This is a genomic window from Gilliamella sp. CG25 (assembly GCF_046635705.1).
GTDB lineage: Bacteria > Pseudomonadota > Gammaproteobacteria > Enterobacterales > Orbaceae > Gilliamella > Gilliamella apicola_I.
In genome coordinates, this window is the sequence record NZ_JBIDFJ010000012.1 from 46,171 (window position 1) to 60,019 (window position 13,849).

Sequence of the window (13,849 nt, forward strand, 5' to 3'; positions counted from 1 at the left end):
TTAATTTATTGTATAAAATATTATACTTCATCATGAAAGAAAATACTTTTCAAAATAAAAGATAGGGATTATTTGTTTGCTTTTAATGCAAGAATCAAGGCGCTTTGTGACGCAAAATCATTGGGGAAAATGGTTTCAGGCATAATATCGGTAATATTTAGTCCCAATAATTGTGGTATTGGTTTTGGCAATGCAAAAACGGTCACTCCTTTCATCCATACTGAATCAATCACTTTTTTATCGTGATCTAATGATAGCGCGATTAAAACTTTCGGTTTAAAACGTTGAGTTTGGCTACAACCAACACCTAAGTAAGTGCCTTTCTTCATCGATAAAAATGCTCGATTAAAACGACGAATTTGAAACCAGCCAAGTATTATCTGTATACTCCAAGCAATTAGAGCCAATAAGGCTAACGTTGATGTCGTATCCATTATTATCTCCTTTTTACCAGACCAGAAAAGAGATGTGCGAAAGGCATCGCTATACCTTCGCACCAAATTGAGTTAAAACATAACTTGTCCACCCGTAATATTAATTGATTGTCCTGTACAATATGATGCTTTATCGCTTGCATAAAATAACAATACGTTAAGCACATCTTGATAATCACAACCTCGTTTGAGTGGCACTTTATCAATATAAACTTGTTCAACTTGGTTTTCTGGTATACCAAGTTTTTTAGCATATTGTGGAATCAAGGATTGAAACATTGGCGATTTTAATAAGTTACCCAGCATCAATGAATTAACCGTAATTCCGTAGTCAGCAAGATCGAGTGCTAAAGATTGCGTTAATCCAACGCCACCAAATTTTGCGGCGCTATACCCTGAATTGTGTTTGCTACCGACTTTGCCCGATTTAGAGTTAATTTGTATAATTCGACCGGCAGTTTTATATTTAATCATTAAATTAGCAAATTCACGTGCACATAAAAAATAACCGGTAAGATTAACATTGACGGATAATTGAAAGTCTTTCAATACGAAATGAGTAATGGGTGCAGCTTTAGCAACACCGGCACTGTAAACCATTAAATCCATTCGTTTAAATGTATTATCAACTTCTTGTGCTAGCTGTCGCACGCTCTCCTCATTTGTTGCATCGACCCCAAAACCTTTTGCTGTTCCTACCCCATATTTTTTATTTATTACTTCAGCAACTTTATTTGCATTATCAAAATTTAAATCTGCAACGGCAATTTTATACCCAGCATCAGCAATACCTTCAGATAAAAAAGCCCCTAAGGTTTGTCCACCACCTATAATGACTGCTACTTGTTTCATTTTCTGTTCCTTAAATAGTTAAAATTATAATTTCATCATCGATATTAAGTTGATTAGGTATTTCACCAGTAACATGCACTGACCCCGGTAATTCAGCTTCACGATTCCCATCAAATCTTAATGTGAGATGACCTAACTCTTTAAAATTGGTTGTGGCGACTTCCCCAACCGAAGTTATACGATAAGTGTGCTTGCCTAATTGAATGCATTGCCCTATTTCAAGATTCTGCCTTAACTCGTCATGACTATGTATAAAGCAATAATCGGCTAAATCAGACGGTGCACCTTCTTTAAACAGGATTAGCATGCCATCTGCCAACGCTTCTTTGGCAAAGTCACCAATTTGTTTAACTTTTGAATGGTAGATAACTTTTGACATCTTTGACCTTCTCTATTCGTTTGCTTATTGATAAATAAATAACGACACTGCCCACGCAATTAAAACCGTTGGCGCGCCAGTTAAGAAACGACTGACTAAAACAGCGGGAACCCCAACACGCACGGTATCTTGTTTCGCTTCGGCAAGAGACAAACCGACAGGAATGAAATCACAAGCAGCTTGAGCATTAATGGCAAACAAAGCAGGTAAAGCTAAGTGTGGCGGAATATTACCAAGACCAATTTGAACACCAACTAACGTCCCGATGACTTGTGCAATAACCGCACCGGGTCCTAAAAATGGCGAAAGTAATGGAAAAGAACAAATAAGCGCTAAAATAACCAGACCAAGTGGATTATCAGCTAATGGAACTAAGCCATGAGCTATTAAATCACCTAATCCTGAGGCAATAATAATACCAATTAAAGCCGATACAAATGCCATAAACGGTAAAATAGTTTTAAGAACAGTTTCAATCGTATCTCGACCAGCTTGAAAGAATACGGCAACACCTGATCCCATACCGATACCGATTTTTGCTAATAAACCATCGCTTTGTTCGGTAATTTTTTTACTACTGTCATACTCTTTAAAATTATTTGTGTGCACTTTTTGATGTGAATTGTTTGTAACAGATGCTTTCTGGATGTCACTATCCATCTCTTTTTCAATCACACTAATATTATTGGATTTTACGGCTGAGACATAAATATCTTCCAAAATATATTGGGCAAGTGGCCCTGATTTACCTGTCGCATGAATATTAATTGTAGGCACTCTATTTTTAGGATAGATACCACATCTTAATGTGCCACCACAATCAATGACAGCAACCCCAATTTCATCCTTAGGCGGTTCCCCTTCTTTAAAACCATCAATAGCTTGCCAACCCGTTAATTTTTCTAAAGTATCAACAATTGCTGGTCGGGTACCTGCTGCAATGTAGACAATTTTTTTACCCGCTATAATTGGCAGCTCTAAAGGTCCACCCCAACCGGCTTCACCTTTTTCAATTCGAATAAATTTCATCATGTTCATTTCCTTGTTTATTCCTTTTAGTTATAGATGTACCTTTCGATCTAATTTAATGCCCATTTTTCTTTCAAAAATAGCAGTACAAAAATCAGTAATCCAACCTCTAAAAAAGTTGGTGAATAAGCCAACTAAAAAATAACTTACAGCCAATGGTCCTAAAGGAAGGTTTAAGGTTGTTAACCCGGCCGCGATACCTAAATAAACAAAAAGTTCACCGGGATTAACATGAGGAAATAACCCATTCATTGAATGGCAGCTGTAAGAAGATGCCGCATAATAACTAGGTTTATAAAACTCGGGCATAAAACGCCCTAGGCTAAGCGTCATCGGATTACAAAAAACAAATGTGCCTATTAAAGGTAACAATAAATATCGTGAAATAGGATTGCCTGCACAAGCTTGCGCTAAGCGCTCAATACGGTCTTGCCCAATGAATTTGATTACGGCATTCATAACCACTAACAGTGAAATTAACAGTGGTAATATTCCCGTAACCATACCGACAAACACTTTTCCACCTTCTTGAAATAAGCCGATAAACCATTCGGCTCCATATGAAATTGTATCAATCATAATTTCTCCTCATTAATTAAACTTCAAACAAAGAGTATCAATTTCAAAAACACAAAACTTTTAACTATGTCACAATTTGAAATAAATTCTTTTATTGTGAAAGAATTTATTTCAAATAATGCTTTATTTAGAATAAAAATAAGAATCATAGACTGCTGAAATAGCAGTAATAGTTAAAAATAGCTCATTTTGATTGGACTTTAGTTAAGACTTGGCGTAATTTGGTATAGGAAAGTTAAGCAATTTTTACAATTCACCTATAGGAGAATATTAGATGGCTAAAAGTACTACCTCCAAAAAAACGACTACAAAAAAACCGTTATCTGCCAAAAGTACAGCTACTGCAAAAAGACTACAACAATCTGCAATTTTATTTCCAACTGATTTAGGTCAAAAAGCGTCTAAAGATATCTCTGGAGCAATGAATTCTGTGTTAGCCGATGTCTTTGCTTTGTATTTAAAAACTAAAAACTTCCATTGGCATGTCAGTGGTCCACATTTTCGTGATTACCATTTAATGTTAGACGATCATGGAGATCAACTATTTGCAATGACTGATCCGATTGCTGAACGTGTACGTAAATTGGGCGGAACAACGTTACGTTCAATTAGTCACATCTCTAAATTACAAAGTATTTCTGACAATAATGCAGATTTTGTTGAGCCGTCTGATATGCTTGCTGAACTTTGTCAAGATAATATTAGATTAACAGAACGAATGCGTGTTGCTCATGATATTTGTGATAAATATAATGATTCAGCAACAGCAAGCTTAATTGAAGAATGGATTGACCAATCAGAAAGACGAGCTTGGTTCCTATTTGAGACAGGACGTAAATTGGATTCATCAGGACATTAAAACACCGTAATGATCTGTAATATTTTAAATAAGAGACACTCATGGTGTCTCTTTATTTTCAATTTAAGGGGACCCAAAATGAGTAAAAAAATTGCAGTACTCGTTGGTAGTTTACGTAAAGGTTCATATAATTTAAAAGTAGCTAAAATCCTTAAAGAAATTGCCCCTTCTTCACTTTCCTTATATTTAATCGAAATTGGCGATCTTCCCTTTTATAATGAAGATATTGATACCGATACCCCACCAGCATCTTACACTTTATTTCGCAACGAAATAGCGGATTGCCAAGGCGTGATTTTTGTCACACCTGAATATAACCGAGGTTTGCCTGCTGTGATCAAAAATGCAATTGATGTCGGCTCACGTCCTTATGGTAAAAATGTCTGGGCAAAAAAACCAGCCGCAGTGATTTCGGTCTCACAAGGTGCAATTGGCGGTTTTGGTGCTAATCATCAACTACGTCAGTCACTAGTTTTTCTAGATATGCCAACCTTACAACAGCCTGAAGCTTATATTGGTGGTATCAGTGCCGCTTTCGATGCGAATGGCAATATTTCAGAAAAAACCCGAGAATTTCTTTCATCAATTATTCAAGCTTACGCAGTATGGGTTGAAAAATTAAGCTAATCCTTTATCATTTTAGGTAGGCATAATTATTAGATGATAGCGTTTATAAATGGCAATATTTTTTCCAAGCAACGAACAAGAGTTATTAGATCGAGCAAAACTTGTTGCTGGATATACATTTGGTGAAATTGCTCAATATTTAGGCATGCCAATTCCTGACAATTTGACTAAACAAAAAGGATGGGTTGGCAATCTTATTGAAACGTTTTTGGGAGCCAATGCCGGTAGTAAAGCTGAACGAGATTTTAGTAATTTGGGCATCGAACTAAAAACAATTCCAATTGATATGCATGGTAAACCATTAGAAACGACCTTTGTCAGTGTAGCACCATTAATGGCAAATCATGGTGTGATTTGGGAAACAAGCCATGTGAAATATAAATTATCTAAAGTACTTTGGATCCCAATCGAAGGGGAAAGATCTATCCCACTTGCCAATCGTAAAGTTGGCAGTCCTATTTTATGGATACCCTCAAAAGAACAAGAACAGCAACTCAAACAAGATTGGCAAGAACTGATGGATATGATTGCATTAGGTCATGTTGAAAAAATTACAGCACATTATGGCACATATTTACAAATAAGACCTAAAGCGGCAAACGGTAAAGCTTTAACCGAAGCGGTAGGAGAAAATGGTCAAACTATTTTAACACGTCCACGTGGTTTCTATCTTAAAAAGTCTTTCACCAAGCAAATTTTACACAACGCTACTTACCAATAAATACTATCATCATTTTATTCATTATATATCAAATAGTTATATTTTTTTAATGACATTCAAGTAATTTTAGCAATTCTAACTTAAATGTTTTTTTAATCGATTCTTCTTTCTTGTTGTTCAGTTAAATTGGTTTGTTGTGTTAATTATAAATTGAGGTAGTAAAGCATGAATACGCAAAACGAATCAATTTAACTACAACAAATAATACGTTTTTCGATATTCCCGTTGCTATTAACCAACTGATTGTATGCATTTATTCAAATCTAAGAAAAGAATTTAAATAATATCAAGCATTAAAATTTTGGAGTTACGTTGATAATTATAAAGTTGCTTTTTTTTAATCGGTAAATCATCAACTTCAGCTGGGTTAAATCCCTTTTCTCTAAACCAATGAATACTACGCGTTGTTAGCACAAAGATTTTATTGAGTCCTAAATTTTGTGCTCTACTTGCAACCGTATTAATTAACAAATCACCTCTGGATGAATTGCGATAATCCGGATGAATGGCTACACATGCCATTTCACCCATTTTTTCTTCCTGATAAGGATAAAGCGCTGCACAACCAATAGTCATATTGTCACGTTCAATAATTGTGAATTTATCAATTTCCATTTCCAATTGCTCTCGTGAACGCTTAACTAAAATACCTTGTTCTTCTAATGGACGAATCAATTCTAAAATACCACCAATATCGTTTATGGTCGCTAAGCGAATTTGCTCCGAATGCTCTTTAGCAACTTGCGTTCCTATGCCATCCCGTGAAAATAGTTCTTGCAAAATAGCGCCATCAATTAAATAGCTAACTAAATGACTACGCCTAACACCATTTCGACAGGCTTTTGAAGCGGCTTTCAAAAAGCGAGCTTCACTGGATAGATATTTACCTAATTGCTGTTTACGATTGACATAGTTGTCAGCATCGATTGGGAAAAGGTCAGTAATAACTTTACCTTGTTCATCAAGTACACCCTGCTCAGCACAAAAGCTGATTAACTTTTCAGCTTTGACTCGAATCGCCACTTCGGCAGCGACATCTTCTGAAGCTAAATTAAAGCTTTCTCCAGTCACTGATACACCAACCGGCCCTAATAGCACAATTGAACCACGATTGAGTTGCTCATCAATTGCCTCATTGTTAATACGACGAATTTTACCCGTATGGCAATAATCAATTCCCTCATCTATTCCTAAGGGTTGAGCAATAACAAAATTACCGCTGACAACATTAATATGAGCTCCTTGTAATGGGGTATTATTTAAACTCATTGATAAACTGGCTGTAATATTCAGTTGTAACATACCAGTTACTTGCTTAATGATATCCAAAGTAATGGCATCTGTAATTCGGGTGTTTTTGTGGTATTTCGGCTCAATATTGTGATTTTTAAGTGATTCATCAATTTGATTGCGTGCTCCATTGACAATAACCAATTTGATTCCAAGACTATATAGCAATCCAATATCACTAATAATACTTGAATAGTTATTACTTTTTAGCACAGCTCCTGTTAATAAAATAACAAAAGTTTTTCCATGATGAGCATTGATATAAGGTACAGAATGCCTTAATCCTTCAACTAACTCGGTTGTTCGCTCTTTCATTTTCGCAATCACCCAAATTGAATATTTATTCATATTTTTTGTATTTTTATTTATTTGCGAACAATAATCAAGCAATATTTGATAAAATTTTAACAAGATAAAATCATAAGTTAAGTAACAAAAGAAAAACCTGTATTCAACAGTGTGTTGTTTATCAAAATATTATTAAAAGTGGTAACAAAAACAAAATCTACGTATAAAAAAAGCATACCATTATTGTATGCTTTTTAAACTGAGAATAAATTTAAGTAATGCACTAAAAAACGAGTATTATTTATTCACCGTTTTTTGTCATAATTAATATCAACATCTCCTAAAATTTCATTAAATGATTTATTTATTAATATTAAAGATTATGCGATAGCGCATTAATACGATAACCGCTAGTAATGTACCTAAACCTGCAATGATTGCATCACTTAACATGATATATCTTAAACCAAAATTTGTAGATATCCAGCCAATTAAAAAGGGAATGACTGTCGTTGCAACGCTCGATGAAGTGAAGAAAATGCCCAATACTTTACCCTTTCCTGATGGAAAAAATTCAGCCATGGTCGTTAATGCAAGCTGTAATACACCGCCTGCAGCAGTGAAACCAAGCACAAATCCTCCGACAATACACATTGTTGGTGATGGATTGAGATACAATACGATAAGCATTAACATAGATAACAGCGGATAGACAACCACAATATATACAGGTTTGATTAAACTTTTGACCAATATTGAAGTTAAAAAGACACTAGCAAGGGTACCTAGACCATACGAAGAGAATGCCTTAACCGCTCCTGCTGAATCCATACCAGCGACAGTTTGAGAGAAATCCTTTAAACATGAAGAAACCAGATAAAATGTTGCGGTAGAGGTAAAACCTATCACAATAAAACAGATACCTTCAATCCAAAAATTTGATTTATGTTTTAAAGTTGGCGCTTCTTCAGTAATCGTTTGTAAACCTTTTTCTTCTTGTTCTGGTGTGATTTTATGATTTGGGAATGGCATTTTCAGTACAACTAATGCATTTAATGCGAGAATAAAACAACATAAGATAAATGACCAACCGTAATATCCTTCACTCGCCATAATAATACCCATAATGATAGGTAGTACCGATTGACCTGCGGCAATCGCTGCTTTAGTTAATATCGATGCAGAGCCAGGCGATTTTGGAAAAGCTTCCATTAATGCAGGATAAGTACCGGCATCAAGTGTTGAATTAGCTATACCGCCTAACACCGCAAACATAAAGGCAATTTCAAAACTCGGGCTTACCAAAATACCAACTAAAAAACCAATATAAAATAATCCGCCTAACGCAATAAAAGGTTTTCGCCCATACTTATCGGATAACGTTCCCATAACAAAGAGGACTAGCAAGCGCCCCACGCCTAACCCCATCATGACATCATAAACACTTTTTTTTGCCTTGCCTATTAAGTCAGTTTGTTCAGGGGTAAGTGCATCTTGCGTAATATTAAATAAGTAAGCAATGTCAGGATTAAACTGAGCAGCTAAATAATCAATATTCAAACCAAGTATTATTGCCCCCATTCCATGCACAAAGTAGTTTATATATAAACAGATCGAAGTGCCTAAATATCTATTTTTCATTTATTATTTCCTGTAAAAATTAATTTTCAAAACACTAAAATAAATTTTACTCATCATGTAAATAACATTGAGTTTTAAATTTTTTTCATATCTATCACTTTGGTAAAACGGAAATAGACAATCAGCGCTAATACCACACTAGTCAGCGCAATAACAAAATCGGTCAAAATGGCATAACGTACATCAATTTTCGCTAATTTAGGTACTATCAATGGAATAACAGTAAAAGAGAATCCGCTAAAAGTATACATACAACCAACGGCAATACCTTTATGGGTTGGAAATAATTGTTGCATGACGACTAACGTTAGTTGAAGTACGCCACCTGCAGCAGTAAACCCCATTCCAATAGCAACAAAAAAACACATCTCCGAAGATATATTGAAATAGAAAAGAATGAGCACAAGAGCGGATAGAGCAGGAAGAATAATGATGCAATCTATTGGCTTTAAAAAATATTTGACTATAAATGCAGTAACAAACACAGAAATAATTGATGCTCCGCTATAATAGCTAATCAACTGGTTAGCTTCAAATTCATCCATATTCACACCTTGAACCGCTATGGTTGGCAACCATTGTGAAATGACCAAAAATGTTGCTGTGGTGGTAAACCCCATGATAATTAATAGCACACCTTCAATAGCAAATTTTGGGGTATCTTTAAAATAATTATCACTTCCTTCACACCCCGTAATAGCAATTTTTTTAGAAGGAAATTGGGTTGGTGCAAGCAATATTCCATTGATTATCAAAAATGCAGCAAAAGAAAGAAATGCCCAACCATACCAGATATGATATTCACCAAAAAAAGTAACGATAAAAGGTAATATTAATGTTCCAATTGAAATGAACGCTTTAATCAATACACTAGCAGAACCTGCTGATCGAGGAAAACACTCAGTTAATGTAGGCATAGAGCCAGTATCTAAACAGGAGTTTCCAGCCCCAATAGCAATAGCGAGACAAAAGGCGATATGAATGTCAGTGCAAAACGTCATACCTACAAAAAAGATTACATAACATGCCATTCCTAAATAGATAAAAAGTTTACGACCAAATATATCTGACAAGATTCCACCAGCTAGCATCAAAGATATTTTTCCTATCCCAATACCAGAAGCAACATAGCCAAGTTCAACAATATCGGTATTGAGTTGTTTTGAAAGATCATTTGAAAATTGCATGATTACGATTAAAGCAATACTTTGTATAATGTAATTTGCGTAAATAGAGCTGACAATCCCATAAGAATTGACCTTTCGATTATCCATTGGTAGTACTCCATAGCTAAAAATTAAAAATATAAAACTATAATTGCTTTCAATATACAATCATCAATCTGAATCTAAAAGAGATAAGTATAATTTTATTGCTAAACTTTAATGTTGGTCACATTTATTTATAGATTCTAATAAATTCATAAATAGAAAAATATAGTATTGATTAATATACGAACCAAAAAATAAATTTATTCTATAGTATTTTAAGAATTTATTCTTTTTTTTTATAAAAAATGCCACATTGAATGTGGCACTTTGGAAGAAAGGAAGAAAATAGTATATTAATTCTGCAAAATTTGAAGAATTTCACTAAGAATTTGACTTTCATCTTGATCAACATTGATTACATGATGTGCTGCATCATGATATAAAGGTAATCTATCTGCTAATACTTTTTCCATTTCATCAACGATGGATAAGCCTGTTAAGGATGGTCTTTGGGCAACATTAGGATCTTTCATTAAGCGTGCGGCTAATGTTGCCGCTGGAGCAGATAAAAAGATCACTGTTCCATTTTGTTTCATGAAGTCACGATTATGTTCAGCTAATACCATCCCACCTCCAGTTGCGATAACACGTGACGATTTGGTCGTATCAATCAGGACTTGACTCTCTCTTGCTCTGAATCCTTCCCAACCTTCTTTTTCGACGATTTCTGCAACGGTTTTTTGGGTAGTTTCCAGTAAATGGCAATCTGTATCAACGAAAGAAAATGACAGCTTATTTGCAAGCATTTTTCCTATAGTTGTTTTACCTGCTGCTCTTGCACCAACTAAAAAAATTGTCTTATTCATATTGGATCCTTTCATATTTACAGATTGAAAAATATATCACTATGCTAGTGATTCACTTCAGCTTTTGCAACAATTTTTTTACATATTGTTTATCAAAACAAACGGCATTGATTTTTATAAATTTAATTTAATTTTTTATCAATTTTTTGTAAATAAAAATTTACACCCTTTATTCTGTCACTTTATAAATTTATATTATCATCTATAATCTACTAACAAAGTTTTTCTAAACCACGAAAATAGAGTTCCGTTGCAATTGATTGATGTAAGCGCCACTGTATGACATCAAGATCTGGGTTTACCTTTTTAAATTCTTCAAATGTCATGAAATAACGAATAGTATTACTTCCTACTCTATCATTAATACTATTGATGATAATATTTACTTTATCAGTACGAAGTTTTTTTAGCGCTTTCATTGCATTAGCCACAAATTCCGGTACAGGCTCTATGCCTTTTTCCCAATCGTGCCAAGTTTTCGCATCAGTTTTACCAATATATTCGCTTGCTTCTGGCACTTTTAGCATAAGAAAACGGCGATAAGCTTGCAATTCTAGGTTAGTCATAATTACTCCTTCTAATAACAGACTAATTTTATACAATAGAATAAAAACCAATTAAAATCGAAAATTAGAATTTTTTAGCAAATTGTATAAATCGTTTATCAAACACATTTAATGATGCAAAATGGTTCAATGTATTGAATTTTTACTAAATACTTATTTTTCAGCTAAAGCATCTATAACAGCTTGTTTTGCCCGGTCAGATAAATCTTTTCCTGTCCAAATTTTGAATTGGGCATTCGCTTGACCGATAAACATTTCTCGTCCCGAAATTGATTCCCATCCCGCTTTTTCAGCTTCTTGTCTAAAACGAGTATGATATGGAGTATACACAATGTCATATGCAATACCTTTTCCTTTGAACCAAGAATATTCATAAGGTGTCTGATCTTCAAATTTACCTTTCATACCTAATGGCGTAGAATTGATAATAATTTGTGCTTCAACTTTATCACGGTCTTCCCAAGCAACCGTTTTTAGATTAAATTCTTTGGCAAGCTCTGACGGCAAATCTGTTACAATATCCGTTACAGTAATATCGGTATAACCTAGATCATGTAAGCCAACTACCGCAGCTCGAGCTGCACCGCCTGCGCCAAGTAATAGCACTTTTTTGTAGTGTGGCGGTAGCTGCTTTTCTTGAAGAGGTTGCATAAAACCAACAATATCTGTGTTATCACCACAAAGCTTATCACCATCCCAATAAACCAAATTTGCAGCACCTGCTTTTTTGACATGTTCAGTCACTTCATCTAAATAAGGAATAATAGCTTGCTTATGTGGAATTGTGACACACAATCCGCGAATATTTAATAATCTTACAGATTTAAAAAGCGTAGGAATATCTTCTGGTGGTGTTGAAAATGGAACCAAAACCGCTGGAATGCCATAATCTTGAAATGATGTGGTATGAATTAGTGGACTCAAACTATGTCCTAAAGGATAACCGATAATGCCGTAAATACTATAAGGCGTGAACTGGCTCATGTAATCTCCTTGAAAGTTAGAAAATTAAACCGAATAAATAAATTCTGTCATTCATTGTATTAAAGCATATTTATTATAAAATTAAATCATTTTTTCTAAAATTATAGATACCCTTAATGATTTGTTTTATAACAATTTGTTTAATATATAGAATTTAAATTTGATGAGTAAAAGCAATGTTAAATTGTTTAGAAAATTCATCGATAATAAACTTTTTTATATTTTTTAATGAAAATCGATCATTGATAAGGTTTATCACATCACAAACCTTATCATTATTCTGATATGCCAAATCCCCTATGATAAATTCATGCTAGTTGATAAAATTTATCGACCAAAAATCGCATCATCACTGTGTTCAATTAAGAAATGATAAAACTTCTGCGCTGCCGGTAATAACGGTCTATTTTCCATTGTCGCAATAAATATATCTCTTTTTTGATAATTTTTGCTCATTGGTACTAATGTTACATTGAACTCTTCAGGTATATGTACTCTCGGCATAATACCGATACCATAATTAATCGATACTAATCCCATCATGGCGCTTTCTGTTTCAACATGACAAGCTATGTTCGGCTTGATGCCCGTTTTATTTAACATGTCATCGATCACACTTTTCATCCCACTTCGTTCTGTAAATAAAATAAGGGGTTCGTGAATTAAGTCTTTTAAATCAAGTTTTTTACGCTTAGATAAAGGATGATCATTAGAGATAATAAAAACTAATTCTTGTTTAGTTAACTTTTGAAAATGAACATCTGGTTCATCTTGTAAACGTGAACAGATAGCTATCTCGTATTTTTTGTCTCTTAATCCTTCAATGATATTTTGTGACATTCCTTCATAAAAAGAGAAAGTAATGTCTTTATTCTCAGGTTGAGCTAAAAACGCCTTGATAATTTTTGGAATATAATTGGAACTAATAGAATAGATAAAAGCAAGTCCAATATGACCATGTGAAACACTGGTTAACTCTTTAACAAACTGTTCGCCTTCTGATAATGCCGTTAGTGCTTGTTCTACATAAGTAAGATATTGTTTTCCTTCTTTTGTTAGTTCAACATTTCGGCCTCTTTTTTGAAATAATTTAATCCCAACCTCTTTTTCCAGTTCTGATATAGAATGACTAAGGCTTGGCTGACTGATTGAAAAATATTCTGATGTTAATGTGTAATGTTGAGTTTTAGCAAGCACTTGGAAATATTTTAGTTGTTTAAGATTCATGTGATCAAACTCTCTTTACTTAGTTATACAAAAGACAGTATAGGAGAATTTTCCATTAACACAATATTTGTATTTTATTTAACTCAGTTAAATTTAAACTTATTTTTTTCTTAAACAAGATAATACTTGAGAATTTGCCGATAAAAGCGTATACTTCGCTACCTCATTATTGTGGGTGTAGTGTGAGAGGTGAAACTGCTTCTCAAATAGAGCTGCAGCAAACTAAAAGCCTGACGAGGTTAATTCCATTAACATATTACGCCCAAGGCTTAAGCATAGAAATTTTGGAGAATTAT

The 13,849-nt window shown here is 34.1% G+C and carries 15 protein-coding genes; 3 read left to right on the forward strand and 12 right to left on the reverse strand.

The window, feature by feature from the left end:
- Positions 1–68: 68 nt before the first annotated feature.
- From ACGH6P_RS09455 to srlA, 5 genes are all read right to left on the reverse strand, one after another.
- Complete coding sequence (locus tag ACGH6P_RS09455; RefSeq protein WP_411597340.1) at positions 69–434, reverse strand: transcriptional regulator GutM; 366 nt, start codon at positions 432–434, stop codon at positions 69–71.
- Positions 435–506: 72 nt separating this feature from the next.
- Entirely contained in the window at positions 507–1,286 is a 780-nt protein-coding gene (gene srlD, locus ACGH6P_RS09460; protein ID WP_267350125.1) for a sorbitol-6-phosphate dehydrogenase, read from the reverse strand.
- Positions 1,287–1,296: 10 nt separating this feature from the next.
- Positions 1,297–1,665: a PTS glucitol/sorbitol transporter subunit IIA gene (locus ACGH6P_RS09465; protein WP_267350126.1), complete on the reverse strand. Its 369-nt coding sequence runs from the start codon at positions 1,663–1,665 to the stop codon at positions 1,297–1,299.
- A gap of 24 nt (positions 1,666–1,689) precedes the next feature.
- Positions 1,690–2,697 (reverse strand): PTS glucitol/sorbitol transporter subunit IIB, encoded by a 1,008-nt coding sequence (locus ACGH6P_RS09470; RefSeq protein ID WP_411597341.1) that lies wholly within the window; start codon positions 2,695–2,697, stop codon positions 1,690–1,692.
- A 27-nt stretch (positions 2,698–2,724) separates the two neighbouring features.
- Entirely contained in the window at positions 2,725–3,273 is a 549-nt protein-coding gene (srlA, locus tag ACGH6P_RS09475) for a glucitol/sorbitol-specific PTS transporter subunit IIC (RefSeq protein WP_267380263.1), read from the reverse strand.
- 274 nt (positions 3,274–3,547) lie between these two features.
- On the opposite strand from srlA, the gene ACGH6P_RS09480 reads away from it, so the two are divergent.
- The 3 genes from ACGH6P_RS09480 to mutH all read left to right on the forward strand — a co-directional run bounded on the left by ACGH6P_RS09480 (position 3,548) and on the right by mutH (position 5,480).
- A complete protein-coding gene (locus ACGH6P_RS09480; protein ID WP_065558418.1) occupies positions 3,548–4,132 on the forward strand; it encodes a Dps family protein in 585 nt (194 codons plus the stop codon).
- A gap of 78 nt (positions 4,133–4,210) precedes the next feature.
- Positions 4,211–4,759 carry an NADPH-dependent FMN reductase gene (locus ACGH6P_RS09485; protein WP_411590631.1) on the forward strand — a complete coding sequence of 183 codons (549 nt, stop codon included), beginning with the start codon at positions 4,211–4,213 and terminating at the stop codon, positions 4,757–4,759.
- A gap of 49 nt (positions 4,760–4,808) precedes the next feature.
- Entirely contained in the window at positions 4,809–5,480 is a 672-nt protein-coding gene (mutH, locus tag ACGH6P_RS09490) for a DNA mismatch repair endonuclease MutH (RefSeq protein WP_411590629.1), read from the forward strand.
- A gap of 276 nt (positions 5,481–5,756) precedes the next feature.
- Here mutH and argA read toward each other — a convergent pair whose 3' ends face one another.
- The 7 genes from argA to ACGH6P_RS09525 all read right to left on the reverse strand — a co-directional run bounded on the left by argA (position 5,757) and on the right by ACGH6P_RS09525 (position 13,553).
- Positions 5,757–7,085, reverse strand: a complete 1,329-nt coding sequence (argA, locus tag ACGH6P_RS09495) for an amino-acid N-acetyltransferase (protein ID WP_411597342.1) — start codon at positions 7,083–7,085, stop codon at positions 5,757–5,759.
- A 333-nt stretch (positions 7,086–7,418) separates the two neighbouring features.
- Positions 7,419–8,699: an MFS transporter gene (locus ACGH6P_RS09500; RefSeq protein WP_411597343.1), complete on the reverse strand. Its 1,281-nt coding sequence runs from the start codon at positions 8,697–8,699 to the stop codon at positions 7,419–7,421.
- Positions 8,700–8,773: 74 nt separating this feature from the next.
- Positions 8,774–9,973 carry an MFS transporter gene (locus ACGH6P_RS09505; RefSeq protein WP_411590627.1) on the reverse strand — a complete coding sequence of 400 codons (1,200 nt, stop codon included), beginning with the start codon at positions 9,971–9,973 and terminating at the stop codon, positions 8,774–8,776.
- Positions 9,974–10,263: 290 nt separating this feature from the next.
- Positions 10,264–10,776 (reverse strand): shikimate kinase AroL, encoded by a 513-nt coding sequence (aroL, locus tag ACGH6P_RS09510; RefSeq protein ID WP_267350141.1) that lies wholly within the window; start codon positions 10,774–10,776, stop codon positions 10,264–10,266.
- A 212-nt stretch (positions 10,777–10,988) separates the two neighbouring features.
- The gene (locus tag ACGH6P_RS09515) at positions 10,989–11,342 is read right to left on the reverse strand and encodes a DUF1870 family protein (protein ID WP_267350143.1); all 354 of its coding nucleotides are present in this window, start codon (positions 11,340–11,342) and stop codon (positions 10,989–10,991) included.
- Between the two features lie 153 nt (positions 11,343–11,495).
- Positions 11,496–12,326, reverse strand: a complete 831-nt coding sequence (aroE, locus tag ACGH6P_RS09520; protein ID WP_267360928.1) for a shikimate dehydrogenase — start codon at positions 12,324–12,326, stop codon at positions 11,496–11,498.
- A gap of 327 nt (positions 12,327–12,653) precedes the next feature.
- Positions 12,654–13,553, reverse strand: a complete 900-nt coding sequence (locus tag ACGH6P_RS09525) for a LysR family transcriptional regulator (protein ID WP_220215953.1) — start codon at positions 13,551–13,553, stop codon at positions 12,654–12,656.
- Between the last annotated feature and the right edge of the window lie 296 nt (positions 13,554–13,849).